The organism is Bacteroides sp. AN502(2024) (genome assembly GCF_041227145.1).
Lineage (GTDB): Bacteria > Bacteroidota > Bacteroidia > Bacteroidales > Bacteroidaceae > Bacteroides.
In genome coordinates this window covers 3,000,934-3,018,895 of record NZ_JBGFSP010000003.1, presented here as the reverse complement: position 1 = coordinate 3,018,895, position 17,962 = coordinate 3,000,934, and the positions used below count along the sequence as shown (strand labels likewise).

The following is a 17,962-nucleotide window of genomic DNA, read 5'->3' as shown; positions in this document are numbered from 1 at the left end:
AACGTTAAGATGAAAAAAGGGGAAGTCTCACGACTTCCACAATTCTTCTAACCTTAAATCTAAATCTCTATGAAAAAAACGTGTTGCAAATATAGGCGTTTATTCAATATCGAGGTGTTAATGAATCGCATAAAGAGAGAATAAAAACTAACGTCTACAAAAATGATACAATTTTTCAGGAGACTTCCATTAATTTTAATAAACTTTTGTAAAGAGGATTAAGCTTCAGGAGTTCGGGAACTCCTGTAATAAACATCTGTATCCTTGCACGAGTCAAGGCAACATTCAGTTTCCGGTCAATCCAAACACCCTCTTCTTCCGTCAGGTTGGATAGAAATTTCAATTGATAAGGGTAGTTGACACAGAAGGAGTAGATTATTACATCACGCTCGCTTCCCTGGAACCGCTCCACGGTGTCGACCAGAATGCGATTCAGAGCCGGAATACCTACTGATTCTAATTCTTTTTTTATCAATGCTATCTGACTCCGATAAGGGGTAATGATTCCTAAAGTACGGGATTCGTCAAAATCCGACCGATGGTGTTCATAAATGCGAACGGCCAAATCTGCAACGATACGTGCTTCCGAATGGTTGATTTTGGCAGATGCTCCCGCTTTCTCCGGCACAGAAGGATAAAAGGCCAAACGGCAGATCGTGTCCGAGTCCTCCATTTGATGAGGTAACCCGACAGGAATCAGACGCCCTCCGTAAAAAGCACGATTGGCAAATAAAGCAACTTCCGGATGCATACGCCCCTGACGACAAAGCATATCATAGGAACGCTGAATGGCGGATGATGAACATACTACCGTACAGTTTCGGTAAAGACGTTCGAACAAAGAATCTTTCAAATTACTCAACCCGATAGACAGTAATGATTCATCATAGATTGCCGACTGTTCAGTGTTTTGCAGTACAACGGCAGGTAGTTGCTTATGATCTCCAATCAACACAAACTTATCAATTGCATTTTTCCCGTCTTCTCCGCGGAGGCAGAGAAGACCCAGCAACTGCGGTTCCAATATTTGAGTAGCCTCATCAATGATAGCCACATCAAAATGTTTCAAATAAAACAGTTCCGGTTTACCGGAAATAGCCGCTACGGTTCCCACCATAATCCGGCAATTCCGAATACGCTCGTAAACCTCTGAACGGCGGTTGCATGAAGATAACTTATTTTCAATCAGATGCTCACGATAGGCTTCATCACAGGATAATTCACTTCCCACCCGAATAAAATCAACTGCCGGGACAATGGAAGCCAACGACTTACATATCTCGTCAACAGCCCGATTGGTATAGGAAAGCAAAAGAATCTGCGCGTGCTCGTCCGCATGAAAGGTTTCTACCATTTTCTTCAAGGCACACGAAGTCTTGCCCGTTCCCGGAGGCCCGATAAGAAGGAAATAATCCTGTGCGGCTTTGGCTTTCAGGGCGACTCGTGTAAAATCATCCTCCGAACAGGCAATAAGAGAATCCAATGATTCATCAAATCTCGGAGGGCGTTGTGATAACAACAAGTCCCGGCGTTCCTGTGTAGCAGAAAGATAAGCATACAAGCCGTGGTACATGGAGCGGAATGTCGTATCCATGATATCATGTTCTATCGCATAGAGGCTTTCGGCAGGAAGTACGGATGGATTCTGCTGGGTAGCACGCAGACGAATACCAATTTCGTTTTCCGTCAGATACTCAATATTACCTTTGAAAACCATTTTATTGGTAACATTATCTGTGTCGCAATTCCGTTCATAAAGGATAATAGCATCTCCTTGACGGAAATTAGGAAGGGAAGCTTGAAAGAAAGAAAAAGTAAGTCCGGCTTTATGTTCATCAGCAGCATGATTCTCCTTTATTTTCAAATTATAAATGATTTCTCCGGCCTCACACTTCTCTGTCAATGTAGAGAGCCATAAAGAAGCTGCCCCTGTACGTCCTTCATAATCCACGTCACCGGATTTTGAGGTATAAAGTTCCTTGGTAATGAAGTTATACACTGCATAGAAATAATTCTTTTCCAATGTGGAAAGAGCTTTCAGCTTCGATTGAAAATTATCAATAGAAGGCCGCAGGTATTTCTCCCAAAAACGTCCTTTCAATCCTCGTTCATTCAAAGTGGAAGCATTGATTTCTTCCAGTTTTTGTGATGTATATTCCAGGCTGTTCCGTAATTGGATGCCATATTCATCGGCTACAATTCGATTACGCAGATCAATCACCCGACGCACCATTGCCCACGAAGGACGGGAAGGATAAAGAAGCGGATAGCGGGTATAAAACAAATAGGCTTTCACTTTCCGGTGATCCATTCCCATCGAATATTGCAAAACAGCTTGATAAAGCAACATCTGTACCTTATTATTCTCTTTCGGCTCTATCTTTCCCCGGATAGCATATTCATCAGCTTTACCGGATTTCATTTCGATGAAAGAAGACATATCTCGCTGCATATAGTCAAGACGCCCCTGAAGTCCAAGTGCCTCACAAATATAAGACGGTTCGAGCACGGCATCTGTTTTGTCAAGTTCATAGCCGGCTGCATGAAAGGTGTCATTTACTGTTTCACGGATATGATCGAAATGTAACTTGCAGTCTTCAAAGAATTGGCGTTCTTTCTCTTTATCTCGTAAATCAGAACAGGCGGCCAGTTCAATAGGATAACGCCGGAAGGCTTTCTGCATACAGGTACGATAGTCTATCTCTTCCCCTTTTGCATGAATGCATTCGTCCAGAAAAAGATTGGCAATATTTCCCAATAACAAAGGACGGGCATTTTCAATTGGCTGAAGACGGGAAAGAAAATAGTTGCCCGGATGGTGTCCGTAGTCGCGGAAACACTCGGCAAGGGAACTGATATCAAGCAAGTAATCCGGTTCGAGTACGATGAAAGAAGGAGTCAGGATCCCTGCTTCATCGATGGCTACATCTAATAAATTGACTTGCGCATGACGCCATAGCAACTTACACGTCTCTGCAAACTCTTCGTTGATTTGGGGAACATGATAACGGACAAGGTACGGTTGATCCGAAACTTCATCCAAAGGAGTCACATACAGATATTGTTCGTCGGCATACTGGAAACAGACACGCATCCGCTGTACCCGTTCGCGGGCGGGAGGCGCAAGCAAATAGGTGGCATCCGCACGAGGAAGCAACCGATATAGTTCGAAGGGAATATCTTCTTCCGAAAGTTTGCGGATAAAGAAAGCCAGGGTTTTCGCATCCCGCAAAAGTTGTTCCCGGTTAGGCTCTTGTTGACGGTTCAGGATAGCATTTGAAGTTAACCGGAAGGTATGCAGCCGGTTCTGCTCTGCAACAGAAAGCCCCACCTTAGCCGACACGAAACTAATTCGTGCAGAAAGATCGGTCATCTGTAAACTTTCGTTTTGCAGCTGCGCGCGACAAATACGTTCCAGCAAGTCGCGCATTTGTTTATATCCTATGGCAAGACAGGCATCTTCTGCCCGGCAAACAGCTAAAAGAATTTCATAAGATTCTATCGCTTCACTCTTCGGATAGGGCAACTTCATCTCCTGATTCATCTTCTGTTTTCTTCTTGTCCTTTATCATTAAAATACTCATCTCGTACAACAGATAGAGCGGAATAGCGACAACACTCAATGTGAAGGGATCGCCAGTCGGAGTTATAATAGCAGCTGCTATCACGATAACAACCATCGCATGACGCCGGTATTTCCGCAGGAAAGACTTGTTCACCACTCCCAGCAAAGAAAGCAACCATGTAACCAATGGGAGTTCGAAAGCCAATCCCATGCAGAGAATCAACATCATAAAATTATCGATATAGGAATTGAGCGACAGGATATTCTCCACTTCCGAGCTCAACTGATAAGTAGACAGAAAACGGAGCGTCAATGGATATACCATAAAATAACCCAACAGGACGCCAAGGAAGAACATTACTGTTCCGATAGTCAACGCTTTACGTATTCCTTTTTTCTCATTCGGATAAAGAGCAGGATTGATAAAACGCCATATTTCAAAAAAAAGATAAGGCATAGCTGTCACCACCGACATCCAAAAAGCTGTCGACATGTGAATAAAAAATGGAGCAGCCAAGTTGATATTGACTAACTTCACATAAAATTGTTGTGTAAAAAAATCATCGGTTAAATCAAATGTCTTTCCGATATACCGTAATAAATCGTAGAATATGAAATCATTGTGGCAAGGTGCCAATATCACATGATCGAAAAGATAGGGCATAGCAATGAAGTAGCCTACCGCTAATACAAACCAAATTCCGATCACCCGAAAAAGTACCTTACGCAGTTCATCCAAATGATCCCAAAAGGTCATTTCTGCCATCCGTACTTGCTTTACTTACCTGTATCTGCAGGTTTATCCAGATCCTCTTTTGCCTTGTTTATTTCATCTTTTGCTTCATTCACACCGTCTTTGAAGCTCTTCACGCCTTTGCCTAATCCGCGCATCAGTTCAGGTATTTTCTTTCCACCAAAAAGAAGAAGGATAACCAATGCAATAATAATCCATTCGGAACCACTAGGCAAAAAGCCTAACAATAATAAGTTTGCCATAAGTTTATTTGATATAAGAGGTTTTTAATAGTTGGTGCAAATATAACAATTTTCGCCACAGATTACACGGATTCACACAGATTTTTATTCACCATAGAGGACACGGAGGAGACAGCGTCTCTTTTCATGATACGTTGTCAGTGTCTGCTTTGTATCTTTGAAAGAATTTCCGTATTCTCAGTCTCCTCCGTGTCCTCTGTGGCAAACTAATCCTGATAATATACCCGTTTCACTCGTGTCGATACACTTGTCAACACTTCGTAAGGAATCGTATCCAGTGTATCGGACAAAACCGTAATTGGAAGCTCATCACCGAAGATGATAGCCTGATCGCCTTCCCGACAATCAATATCCGTCACATCAATCATGCAAACGTCCATACAGATATTCCCCACATAAGGAGCTTTCTTTCCGTTCACCAAGCAATAAGCGTTGCCTCGTCCCAAATGGCGGTTTAATCCATCCGCATAGCCAATAGGAATAGCCGCAATGCGTGAAGGACGTACCAAATGCCCCATCCGGCTATACCCCACTGTATCTTCCTGAGGAACATTCCGTATCTGAAGAATGGTAGTTTTAAGCGTACTCACATTATGTATAATCGAATTGTCTATCGGGTTAACTCCATAAAGTCCGATTCCCAAACGTACCATATCAAACTGTGCATCGGGGAAACGTTCAATTCCTGCCGTATTACAGATGTGACGGAGAATCTTATGAGAGAAAGCGGCCTGCAATTCCTGCGAACCTTTCTCGAACAATTCAATCTGTTCACGAGTGAAAGTGTCGAACTGCGGCGAATCACTTCCTACAAAATGAGAGAATACCGAACGGGGGATCACCGCACTCTGATTCTTCAGACGACGAATGAGCAATGGGATATCTTCTACCGCAAAGCCCAGACGGTGCATACCTGTATCCAGTTTCACATGAATCGGGAAGTTGGTAATTCCTTCTTTTTCTGCCGCTTTGATGAGCGCATCGAGCAGATGGAAATTATAGACTTCCGGTTCCAACTTATAATCGAACATGGTTTTAAAAGCCGTAAGCTCCGGATCCATGATTATAATAGAGGCAGTAATACCTGCTTTGCGAAGTTCGGAACCTTCGTCAGCCACGGCCACCGCCAGATAGTCGACATGGTGTTCCTGCAAACTCTTGGCTATTTCGTACGAACCGGCTCCATAAGCAGATGCTTTCACCATGCAGATCACCTTTGTTTCCGGATCGTGAAGCATGGAACGGTAATGGTTCAGATTAGCGACCATTGCTCCAAGGTTTACTTCAAGGATCGTTTCGTGTACCTTCAATTCAAGTTCTTCGGACACCAAATCAAAGTTGAACACGCGCGAACCTTTTACAAGGATTACTTCCGAATGAAGCGATTTGAGTATGCTGGATGTAAGAAGGGCCTCTGTGTTGGGAAAGAAGTAGCGTTCGAGATCGTCATCAAAACGAGCGGAGCAAGAGGATATTTCCTGCCCTACACCAATCAGTTTATTTATTCCTTTACTCTGTACCAACTGCGCTACACGCCGGTAGAGTGTAGCGGTACTTTGTCCGGTTTCCAGTATATCCGACAGGATCAGTGTCCGTTTCAAGCCTTTCTTCTCCGAACGGCGTACCAGGAAGTCGAGTGCAATATCCAACGATGCCAGATCTGAATTATAACTATCATTAATCAACACACAGTTGTTCTTTCCTTCTTTTACCTCCAAGCGCATGGCAATCGGTTCGAGACGAGTCATCCGTTCGGTAATCTGTTCAGCAGATGTCATCAGGTAAAGACAAGCAGCCAAGCAGTTCAATGCATTTTCAATGGAAGCATCATCGATGAAAGGAATACAGAATGTATTATCCATATCCAGATAACGATAGGATATAACGGTATGATCTTCTTTCTTGATTACACGGCTGATGTACAACGGACGTTCGATATCCTTACAACTCCAGGCAATCTCACGTGCGGTCAGCATTGATTTTGCGACACAATTGCTAATTAATTCATTATCGCCATTGTAAATTACGACATCACAATCTTTGAAAAGCGTCAACTTCTCCATGCACTTCTCTTGCAATGAGAAGAAGTTTTCCTGATGGGCACCACCGATATTGGTCAAAATACCGATGGTGGGCTTAATCATTCGTTTCAAGGATCCCATCTCTCCCATTTCGGAAATGCCGGCTTCGAAGATGCCCAGTTCTGCTTCTTCTGAAAGCTGCCATACAGAGAGGGGAACTCCGATCTGCGAATTATAGCTACGTGGAGAACGGACGATACAACGGTCCGGACTAAGTAACTGGTGTAACCACTCTTTCACAATGGTTTTTCCATTGCTGCCGGTGATACCAATCACAGGGATTTTAAATTTATCACGATGTGCCTCGGCAAGCTTCTGCAAAGCTTTCAAAGGATTGGGAACGATAAGGAAATTAAGGGTGGAGAGTAGAGAGTTAAGAGTGGACTGCGCATCATCATACTGACCAGACTTTTCCATTTTCAACTCTCCATTCTCAATTTGTTTAAAGTCTTCTTCCGTAATTACAAAATTGCGTACGCCCCGGTCGTACAAATCGGGGATATAACGGACTCCACTATTTCGTTTGGTAGTTAAAGCAAAAAAGAGAGTTTCTTCCGGGAAACTCAAAGAGCGGCTGTCTGTCAACAGCCAATCAATAGTCGCTTTATGTTTGCCCACACGGCGGGCACCAATACTTTCTGCTATGGATTCAATCGCATATGACATAGTTCTGTTTCTTTTTGAAAATCTAAGTACGGGTATTTTCCGATAAGTCGTTCTATTTTTAACACTATTTGTCCTAAAAAGCGTTGATACGCCTCTGACTCGGGGTGAAAAGGTTTATGTGCCAAGTCCCGGCGAATGTCTTGCACAGCCATGACAACCTGCTTTGTTTCAGCAGAAAAGAAGGTTTTGGAGAAGCGTTCCCACAGGTAACGAATCGCCAAAGGGGACGGATGCAGCATATCATCAGCATAGAAGCGATAATCACGCAATTCGTCTAATATGATTTCATAGGAGGGGAAGTAAAACACTTGTTCCGGAAACTGTTGTTGCAACCGGTCGATGGCCAGTAACAACGTAGATTTACTTAATTGATTGGCATGCATTCCGTCACGTATATGACGGATTGGGCTGACTGTAAACAGCCATTTCAATCCCGGATTACAGGCTGTCATTCCAGTGATGAGTGCTGTATAATCTTCTACAATCTCTTCAATAGTAAGTCTGTAACGTAAGAAATGGTTTTCCGGCAGTTGATGGCAATTGGCTACCACTTGCCCACTCTCTTTTTGTTTATAAACATAGGCGGTACCCAGGGTTATCATCAGCCAGTTCAATTCCGGAAATCTTTGATGGGCGTGATGAAGACGGGTATTTATTGTATGCAATGTTTCTTCGGGTGTGAAAGCTGAAAAAGAGCCGTGATGCATCGGACTATGCCATAACTCTTTGTAGGCAAACAAATCGTGGCTGGTATATTCTTTATTTCTTATAATCTCTCTCAAGGCGGATGAGACGGACAAAGGATTATAAAGGATGCCAAAAGGATTCAGATCCAACTGAAACCCGGCGTCCATCAATTGTCTCCCGATATTTTCTGCAAAACAGGAGCCCATTAGAAGAATACGATCTGCATGACTGACAGGCGGCATCCCGGCAGGTAATTCTATAGATGTTTGAAAGTTCATACAATTTTCCATCATTTCATTACATTTCATGTGCAAAAGTAATCAAAATAAGATTTTATAAAAAAAGGAAGGGAATATACTTTCTTTTCGTATTTTTGCACTAAATTTCCTCGAATCATGAAGAATGAACCGATATATAACTTGCTAAACACTATCAATGATCCTGAAGACCTACGAAAACTAGACGTAGAGCAACTGCCGGAGGTGTGTAACGAACTAAGGCAAGACATTATTAAAGAACTTTGCTGTAACCCGGGACATTTTGGTGCCAGTCTGGGAACAGTGGAACTGACTGTAGCTTTACACTACGTCTACAATACACCTTATGACCGTATTGTATGGGACGTGGGACATCAGGCATACGGCCACAAAATACTAACAGGACGCCGTGAAGCTTTTTCTACGAACAGGAAACTCGGAGGAATCCGTCCTTTCCCGTCTCCGGAAGAAAGCGAATATGATACTTTCACGTGCGGGCATGCTTCCAATTCTATTTCTGCAGCTCTCGGTATGGCCGTCGCAGCCGCCAGAAAAGGAGATGTCAATCGCCATGTAATAGCCATCATCGGTGATGGTTCCATGAGTGGCGGACTGGCTTTCGAAGGGCTGAACAATGCATCTTCCACATCGAACAACCTACTCATTATCCTGAATGACAACGACATGGCTATTGACCGTAGTGTAGGAGGCATGAAGCAGTATCTTTTTAACCTGACAACTTCCAACCGTTATAATCAGCTACGTTTCAAGCTCTCGCGCATGCTGTTTAAACTCGGCATCCTAAACGAAGAACGCCGTAAAGCCCTCATACGTTTTGGGAACAGTCTCAAATCAATGGCTGCACAGCAGCAGAATATTTTCGAAGGGATGAATATCCGTTACTTCGGCCCGATAGACGGACACGACGTAAAAAACCTTGCAAGAATATTGCGTGATATCAAAGATATGCGAGGACCTAAAATCCTGCATCTGCATACTATCAAAGGAAAAGGATTCGGACCGGCAGAGAAGCACGCAACCGAATGGCATGCTCCCGGTAAATTCGATCCCGTCACCGGCGAACGCTTCATTGCTAACACAGAAGGAATGCCTCCGCTTTTCCAAAATGTATTCGGGAATACATTGGTAGAACTTGCCGAAGCCAATCCGAGGATTGTCGGTGTTACTCCCGCCATGCCTAGTGGCTGTTCGATGAACATACTGATGGAGAAAATGCCCGAACGTGCGTTTGATGTAGGCATTGCCGAAGGACATGCGGTTACTTTCTCCGGTGGGATGGCAAAAGACGGACTGCAACCCTTCTGCAATATCTATTCCTCTTTTATGCAACGCGCGTATGATAATATCATTCATGACGTAGCCATTCAGCAGCTCCCTGTTGTTTTGTGCCTCGACCGCGCCGGACTGGTTGGCGAAGACGGTCCCACTCATCACGGAGCTTTTGATATGGCATATTTGCGTCCGATCCCCAATCTGACCATCAGCTCGCCTATGGACGAACACGAGTTACGTCGCCTGATGTATACGGCACAATTACCGGACAAAGGACCGTTTGTAATCCGTTACCCTCGCGGACGCGGTGTACTGGTGGAGTGGAAATGTCCGCTGGAAGAGATTCCGGTAGGAAAAGGACGTAAACTGAAAGAGGGCGACGACCTTGCGGTCATCACTATCGGACCGATAGGAAACATGGCCGCCCGTGCCATCAGCCGAGCGGAAGCCGATTCCGGTCTGTCTATCGCCCATTACGATTTACGTTTCCTGAAGCCGCTGGACAAAGAGCTGTTACATGAGGTGGGAAGAAAATTCCAACGTATCCTGACTGTTGAAGACGGGATTATCAAAGGCGGTATGGGAAGTGCCGTACTTGAATTTATGGCAGATAACGAATATAAACCAACCGTGAAGCGTATCGGCATCCCCGACCTGTTTGTAGAGCATGGATCAGTTGCCGAACTGTACCGACTGTGCGGTATGGACGAAGAAGGGATTCTGGCTAAAATCAAAGAATTTATCAATTGACATGAAGATTATTATTGCCGGTGCCGGCAACGTAGGCACCCATTTGGCCAAACTGCTATCGCGTGAGAAGCAAGATATCATCTTGATGGATGATGATGAAGAGAAATTAAGTGCTCTCAGTGCCAATTTTGACTTGCTGACTGTTGCCGCTTCTCCTTCTTCCATCTCCGGATTGAAAGAGGTGAACGTCAAAGAAGCCGACCTGTTTATTGCAGTCACGCCGGACGAAAGCCGCAACATGACTGCCTGTATGCTGGCTACTAACCTGGGAGCCAAAAAGACAGTGGCACGTATCGACAATTACGAATATCTTCTACCCAAAAACAAAGAGTTTTTCCAGAAGCTGGGAGTAGATTCACTGATTTACCCGGAAATGCTGGCTGCGAAAGAAATCGTATCTTCCATGCGTATGAGCTGGGTACGCCAATGGTGGGAATTTTGCGGAGGTTCTTTGGTTCTGATCGGTACGAAGATGCGCGAAAAAGCCGAAATCCTGAATATACCGTTGCATCAGCTTGGTGCCCCTAACATTCCTTACCATGTAGTGGCAATCAAACGCGGCACAGAAACGATTATCCCCCGCGGAGACGATGTCATTAAATTGCATGACATCGTTTATTTCACTACCACCCGCAAGTATATTCCTTATATACGTAAGATAGCCGGTAAGGAGGATTATGCCGATGTACGTAATGTGATGATTATGGGAGGAAGCCGTATCGCGGTCCGTACCGCACAATATGTACCGGATTATATGCAGGTGAAAATAGTGGATAATGATTTGGGACGTTGCAACCGCCTGACAGAGTTACTGGACGATAAGACAATGATTATCAACGGAGATGGCCGCGACATGGATTTACTCATCGAGGAGGGATTAAAGAATACCGAAGCATTTGTTGCTCTGACCGGTAACTCGGAAACAAATATCCTTGCCTGTCTCGCTGCTAAACGGATGGGCGTGGAAAAGACGGTGGCAGAAGTGGAAAATATCGACTATATCGGTATGGCAGAAAGCCTTGACATCGGCACTGTTATCAATAAAAAAATGATTGCCGCCAGCCACATCTACCAAATGATGTTGGACGCCGATGTATCTAATGTGAAATGTCTTACTTTTGCCAATGCGGACGTTGCAGAATTCACTGTACCGGAAGGTGCTAAAATCACCAAACACCTGATTAAAGACTTGGGACTCCCCAAGGGAACTACCATCGGAGGAATGATCCGCAACGGAGAAGGTATTTTGGTGACAGGCGATACGCAAATCCGACCCGGCGACCATGTAGTCGTATTCTGCCTAAGCATGATGATTAAAAAGATTGAGAAATTCTTTCACTAAGCAGTAAACAGTATATGATTAACTCAAAGATGGTATTCCGGATTCTGGGGTTTCTGCTTCTGATAGAAACAGCGATGCTGTTGTGTTGTGGAGCGGTCTCTCTTTTTTATAAAGAGAATGACTTGCAGAGTTTCCTGATTTCATCTGCTGTCACAGCCTGTATCAGCGTTCTGCTACTTGCCATCGGGAAAAATGCGGTGAAATCCTTGAACCGCCGCGATGGATACGTCATCGTCAGCGCAGCATGGGTTACCTTCTCCCTTTTCGGGATGCTACCTTATTATATAGGAGGATATATTCCCCATGTTACGGATGCGTTTTTTGAAACAATGTCCGGCTTCAGCAGTACCGGTGCCACAATTTTGAATAATATAGAATCGATGCCTCACGGAATTCTTTTCTGGCGGGCCATGACGCAATGGATAGGCGGCTTGGGTATTGTATTCTTCACCATCGCTGTCCTGCCGATTTTTGGTGTAAGCGGGATTCAGGTGTTCGCGGCAGAAGCCAGCGGACCTACCCACGACAAAGTGCATCCCCGTATCGGCATCACCGCTAAATGGATTTGGGGGATTTATGCCGGAATGACGGGAGCATTAATTGTACTACTGCTATTCGGAGGAATGAGCGTATTCGACAGCGTATGCCACGCTTTCACCACTACCAGCACAGGCGGATTTTCTACCAAACAAACAAGTATTGAATATTATCACTCACCTTACATAGAGTATGTAATCTCTATTTTCATGTTCCTTTCGGGGATCAACTTCACGCTATTACTGTTGATGTTTAATGGAAAAATAAAGAAGTTCATTCATGATACAGAACTGAAATTCTATTTTGGGTGTGTTTCTTTCTTTACTATATTTATTGCCATCTGGCTTTATCAGACTTCTTCTATGGAGGTAGAAGAAGCGTTCCGTAAATCACTTTTCCAAGTGATTTCCATACAAACTTCTACGGGATTCGCTACAGCCGATTATATGCTCTGGCCTTCTATCCTTTGGGGATGTCTTGTAATAGTGATGATAATCGGAGCCTGTGCCGGCAGTACGACAGGAGGAATAAAATGTATTCGTACGATTATCCTGTTTCAGGTCGTAAAAAACGAATTCAAGCACATTCTTCACCCTAATGCCGTGCTCCCGGTACGGGTCAATAAGCAGGTAATTTCTCCTTCTATCCAGTCCACAGTATTGGCTTTTACTTTCTTATATGCAGTTATCACCATTATCTGCATACTTGTCATGATGGGCTTAGGAGTAGGTTTTCTGGAATCAGTCGGAACTGTAATCTCAAGTATAGGCAATATGGGACCGGGACTCGGCACATGCGGCCCGGCCTTTTCATGGAGCGAACTGCCGGATGCTGCCAAATGGCTGCTCTCTTTTTTAATGCTTTTGGGACGTTTAGAACTGTTTACAGTATTACTGCTTTTTACTTCCGATTTTTGGAAAAAGAATTAAAACTCTATTCTCAACGACACCCACCGTTATCACATCATATCTTTCTAAGTAAAATCTTTCTTACAACAGGCTTATTTATTTCATAAATCTTATTGATAAGAACATCCATTTCCTGTTGCCGAGCATCACGGACAGCTTCAAACATCATCTTTGAATACATATCACGACGTCCCTTCAACCAAACGTTTTTATCCAAGTTTTCATCCATCACCTCAATCGCTTTTCTATCATCGGCATATAACAATCCCTTTTGCTGGAAAAAGCCGAATTCACACCACGCATATTCTCTGAATGTTCTTTCAATTTCCCAACGATATTCATTCAGGTGCATCACCGTCAATGCCTGTTGGTATTGGGGAGTTTTGGATTCAGCAGCAAGATTAATGCCCTTTGCCAATTCATCTCCACTCCAGGTTCCAATTTCTTCATCATCTATCCACAACTTATAATTGCCTTTCAGTCCTGTTACTTTCAACGTTTCACGGTTCATTTCTTCCATAAAAGGAACAACCTTCACCACTTCTGCCTGACTTTTTTTCTGTCCCCACCCACGGGCAATAGTATCCAAAGGATAAGGAAGAGCATCTGCAAGGTAGTCAAAACTCAAGTCTTTTCCGTTCTTCTTTATATTGGAAACAGTGCAGTTTTCCGACTTTACGGCCTGTTTCTTATTAGCATTAATCTCCACATCCGCTACCTCTTTTCCTGCAAATCCCTGGGCTTTCAGGAAAAGATAGGCCATCACCATGTGTCCGTCATTGTCGGGATGGATACGGTCACTTCCACAAAGAGTAAATGCAGGATCTTTCTGCTGGTATTGTTGATTCAGAGCAACCATAGGAGCATTTAAATCGATAAATTCCCAATTATTCTTAGCTGCCGATTCTTTCTGATATTCAACGAGCCGTTTGATGGTTTCATTCTTTGTCTTGAGCGGTGTATTCTCTTTCAGTTGTACGGTTTCATCGTATGGAGAGGTTCCAACCATCACGATACGGGTATCAGGAAGCTCCTGAAAACGTTTCTCCATCTGCTGGTAATTCTTTATGCTCTCCTGATATTTCTGCTCCCCGAATTCTTTAGGTTTATCACCGTTGTACTCAAAATATCCGGAATCATTCATACCAAAGGTAACCATCAACACGGAAGGTTTCATCGCAAAGATATCACCATCCAGGCGCTTGTTCATATCATACGCCGTATCTCCACCAATGCCACCGTTGAACACACGGATAGGCATATCCGGGAAACGAGTCATATAATACAACCAGATGTATGAATGGTAATGACCGCCATCCGTGATACTGTTTCCTAAAAATACGGCTCTTTCACCCTCTTTAAAAGGTTTCACAGTTTGAGCAAAGGCAGTAGTATATGTCATACAAACTGCTGCAATCAATACAAAAAACTTTTTCATGTCTTAATCTATATTTTACAAATTGTTATCTTTTTCATGAACGTTCCCCTTATTTCCTGAGAGGGTCATATACGGCAACTGCCACGCGTGAATCGGCACAACCATAATATAAGAACCATTTCTGATTGTGAAATACAAGTCCTTCTATAAATACGGTTCCGGCTGGATACTGTCCGCTCTTTTCGAAGTCCGATTCGGGAATATAGAAAGGTTTATCCAAGCGATCGATTAGTTTAGTAGGATCTTTGGCATCAAATAAGGCTTGTCCTGCGCAATAAGAGTTGGCAGTATACTGTATATCTCCTTCTGCGCCCGACTTATTCTTGCCGTTATAAAGTAGCAGGATTCCTTTCTGTGTAAGGATGGCAGGAGGGCCACATTCGGTCAGGTCACTATCGAACTTACCTGCGCGAGGAGTCATCACTTTCAGAAATTCTCCATGTTCATCCAACATCGGTTTCCAGTGGATCAGGTCTGTGGAAGTGGCTACATTCACAAACTTTTCTCCCCAGTACATCCAGTATTTACCGTCAATCTTAGCAATCACCTGTTTGCCGTCAATTAATTGGGTTACGATAGAGGCAGATTTGGAAAACTCATCTATGAATCTTCCGTTGTATGCTTTTGCAAAAGCCGGTCCATGTTTTTCCCATGTTTGAAGATCGCGCGAAGTGGCCACTGCCAAACGCGCCTGTTTGCGGTTCCATTGTGTATAATGCATTACGTAAAGTCCGTCTTCTGTTACGGCAACACGTGGGTCCTCGCAACCACCGGGATTTTCCAATTCTTTCTGACTGTCATCTGCCGGATAAAATACGGGTACGGACATTCGTTTGAAATGTAATCCGTCATCAGAAGAGGCATATCCCAAACGGGAGGTACGTGATCCGATACCGGTTGCCGAGTTGTCTTCAGCCCGGTAGAGGAGTATCACTTTTCCATCATAAACAGTAGCACCCGGATTAAACGTATCACTCGCTTCCCATGCTATTGAGTCCTCTCGCATCGGACAAAAGAAAAGAGTCGTAGTGTCAGGAGAGATAATCGGATTAATACCTTCCGGACGCTGGAAATCTGCCCATGCCCAATCCGGAAATTCAGATGTTTGCTTCTTCTCTCCACATGAGGTGATTAATACGGCAACCATCAGTAGATAAGCCAAGTTTGGTAGTTTTCTTCTCATACTTACATTTGATATGATAAATAAATACTCTTACAAAATAATCTTATATCACAAATTTATATACCTCATTAAATTGCTTTAAGGGAAAGAGGGAGGTGTCACTTTTGTTCCCCACTTCACATCAGGCTTAGCCGAGGTAGTATATTCTATCGTAGCCCCATTATTCAGTTGGTCCCAATCGATCCATGTACTGTCATACGGTTTACCGTTTAGCTTCATGGACTTGATATAAATATTCTTTTCCGAACCGCCTTTTATCACTATCTCCCCTTTCTTTAAATGCACTTTCACGGATGAGAATATCGGAGTATTCACCGTAAAACCTCCCACTCCCGGTATTTCGGGATAAAGTCCGATACAAGCGAACACATACCAGGCACCCATCGTTCCTAAATCATCATTGCCCGGCAAACCATCAATTTTACTTGAATACTGTTCATTCAATACACGGTTAATAATCTCCTGTGCTTTATAGGGAGTTCCTACCCAATTGTATATCCAAGGAATGTGAAAGCTCGGTTCATTGCCGGAAGCGAACCAGGCGTCATTGTAACCGGCATCCAGGCGGGTAAAGAATTCATCCAGACGTTTTTGGGCAACGACTTTGCCTCCGATGATTTCTATCAGACCGGCAATATCGTATGGCACCATCCAGAAATAATTCTTATAGGTCGATTCCCGAAAATCTTCAGTCAGTGGTTTCCATGAACCATCCGGATTACGTGATTGCAACCATCCGGTTCCCGGGTTATACAGATTCTTCCATGAACGTGCGAAATGGAAATAACGCCAACTCGCAAACTCATCTCCTACAGCATGCAACGCAAATTGTGCGATTGCAAAATCAGCAGAAGTATATTCCAATTGTATAGAAGCGTTATAATATCCTTTATCCAAATACTGTTTCAGCCCCGGACGAGCCTCAACCCCCTGTGACATTGCTCTGGGTTCTTCCGCTCCTTTTCTCATGATTTTGAAAATAGGTTTCGGATCATAATTGCGGGCACCAAAAGCATAAGCATTGGATATCAGGATAGGAGTTGGATCTCCCTGCATTACTCCGGTTTCTATATTAGCCATCACCCAACGCGGAAAAGCGCCACCAGCTTCTTCGGCAAACAATTGGTGAGAAATTACAATATCAGAGGCTACTTCAGGATCTAGGATTGACAATAGCTGAATCTGCGTACGATAGGTATCCCAATTACTAAAAGAAGTATAGTGTTTGGAACGGGATTTATGCACTTTGAAATCAGCCCCCATATATTCTCCATTCACATCACTACATACGTTCGGGTGAATGAACGAACGATATAGATGGGTATAAAATTGAGTGGTACGATCCGGATTGGTTCCTTCTACTTCGATCTTACCCAAATAATGATTCCATTTGGATTCTGCCTGATTCTGAATCTGCAGGAAATCCCATCCGGTATTCTCCGCTTTCAGATTCTCACGTGCATTCTCTACCGAAACATAAGAAACTCCAATCTTATATTGGATATTTTTCTTCTTATTCACATCAAAAGTAAAATAGACTCCGGAACATTCTCCTTCGGCAAAAGTCGTGTTCGGTTTCAGTTCATCCCTTTTCCATGTTCCCGATTCCAATGCATCCGTATCAAACTCTGCTACAAAATAGACTTTATACGGTGTACGAAGGCCACAGAAATTGCCTCCTTCTGCATATCCTTCACACTTATTCGGTGCAGTAATCACAATGGCGGCCTGATCTATCGGAGTTGCGGAAATACCTCCACCGATAATTACCGTACCATATTGCTGATCGGCCGGATATTCATAACACGCCATACCGGTCCTTTCAGTTACTGTCAGTTTTGCATGGATATCTTCCTGCACCTTTGCTTCATAATAACCGGCATGTCCTTTTTCTTCAGAAATATGGATGCGGTAGTTAAGAATATTGTCCGGAGACATCTTGAGTTTACCTTTTACCGGGAAAGTGGGGAAGTTACCCATGTGCTCACAACCGCCACCACTCAACTGGTTGATAACAAACCCGGAACGTTTGGAAAAATAAGAGGGGGTGAACTGTACCATTCCATAAGGATAGGTAGCTCCGGGATAAAGATATCCTGAAGTCAACCCCACACCCTTCGTTCCTATCAGGGTATTTACCTGACGAGCGTAATTACTCCCAGTGCTCTGCGCCGAGAGACTCCCCCACCCTCCAATCAAAACCAATAACAAACTTGTTAAAACTTTATTTTTCATACAATATTCTCGTTACACTTTTTA

Annotated in this window: 11 protein-coding genes; 3 read left to right on the top strand and 8 right to left on the bottom strand. The window is 43.7% G+C overall.

Annotated features, from left to right (window positions below; genetic code table 11):
- Positions 1-175: 175 nt before the first annotated feature.
- The 5 genes from AB9N12_RS11680 to AB9N12_RS11660 form a co-directional block, all read right to left on the bottom strand.
- Entirely contained in the window at positions 176-3,544 is a 3,369-nt protein-coding gene (locus AB9N12_RS11680; RefSeq protein WP_369892230.1) for an AAA domain-containing protein, read from the bottom strand.
- Positions 3,507-4,331: a twin-arginine translocase subunit TatC gene (gene tatC / locus AB9N12_RS11675; protein ID WP_369892229.1), complete on the bottom strand. Its 825-nt coding sequence runs from the start codon at positions 4,329-4,331 to the stop codon at positions 3,507-3,509. The genes AB9N12_RS11680 and tatC overlap by 38 nt, the downstream gene beginning before the upstream one ends.
- Positions 4,332-4,342: 11 nt before the next feature.
- Positions 4,343-4,561 (bottom strand): twin-arginine translocase TatA/TatE family subunit, encoded by a 219-nt coding sequence (locus AB9N12_RS11670; RefSeq protein ID WP_369892228.1) that lies wholly within the window; start codon positions 4,559-4,561, stop codon positions 4,343-4,345.
- 206 nt (positions 4,562-4,767) lie between these two features.
- A complete protein-coding gene (locus tag AB9N12_RS11665) occupies positions 4,768-7,308 on the bottom strand; it encodes a bifunctional UDP-N-acetylmuramoyl-tripeptide:D-alanyl-D-alanine ligase/alanine racemase (protein WP_369892227.1) in 2,541 nt (846 codons plus the stop codon).
- A complete protein-coding gene (locus tag AB9N12_RS11660; protein WP_369892872.1) occupies positions 7,284-8,285 on the bottom strand; it encodes a GSCFA domain-containing protein in 1,002 nt (333 codons plus the stop codon). The genes AB9N12_RS11665 and AB9N12_RS11660 overlap by 25 nt, the downstream gene beginning before the upstream one ends.
- 105 nt (positions 8,286-8,390) lie before the next feature.
- On the opposite strand from AB9N12_RS11660, the gene dxs reads away from it, so the two are divergent.
- From dxs to AB9N12_RS11645, 3 genes are read left to right on the top strand one after another with little or no spacing between them, the layout of a single operon-like run.
- Positions 8,391-10,295: a 1-deoxy-D-xylulose-5-phosphate synthase gene (gene dxs, locus AB9N12_RS11655; RefSeq protein WP_369892226.1), complete on the top strand. Its 1,905-nt coding sequence runs from the start codon at positions 8,391-8,393 to the stop codon at positions 10,293-10,295.
- A gap of 1 nt (position 10,296) precedes the next feature.
- Positions 10,297-11,637 (top strand): Trk system potassium transporter TrkA, encoded by a 1,341-nt coding sequence (gene trkA / locus AB9N12_RS11650; protein WP_369892225.1) that lies wholly within the window; start codon positions 10,297-10,299, stop codon positions 11,635-11,637.
- Positions 11,638-11,651: 14 nt separating this feature from the next.
- Entirely contained in the window at positions 11,652-13,103 is a 1,452-nt protein-coding gene (locus tag AB9N12_RS11645) for a TrkH family potassium uptake protein (RefSeq protein WP_369892224.1), read from the top strand.
- Between the two features lie 34 nt (positions 13,104-13,137).
- Here the strand turns inward: AB9N12_RS11645 and AB9N12_RS11640 are convergent, their stop codons facing one another.
- The 3 genes from AB9N12_RS11640 to AB9N12_RS11630 form a co-directional block, all read right to left on the bottom strand.
- Positions 13,138-14,520 carry an SGNH/GDSL hydrolase family protein gene (locus AB9N12_RS11640; protein WP_369892223.1) on the bottom strand — a complete coding sequence of 461 codons (1,383 nt, stop codon included), beginning with the start codon at positions 14,518-14,520 and terminating at the stop codon, positions 13,138-13,140.
- A 49-nt stretch (positions 14,521-14,569) separates the two neighbouring features.
- Complete coding sequence (locus tag AB9N12_RS11635) at positions 14,570-15,703, bottom strand: glycoside hydrolase family 130 protein (RefSeq protein WP_369892222.1); 1,134 nt, start codon at positions 15,701-15,703, stop codon at positions 14,570-14,572.
- Positions 15,704-15,781: 78 nt separating this feature from the next.
- Complete coding sequence (locus tag AB9N12_RS11630) at positions 15,782-17,938, bottom strand: GH92 family glycosyl hydrolase (RefSeq protein WP_369892221.1); 2,157 nt, start codon at positions 17,936-17,938, stop codon at positions 15,782-15,784.
- Between the last annotated feature and the right edge of the window lie 24 nt (positions 17,939-17,962).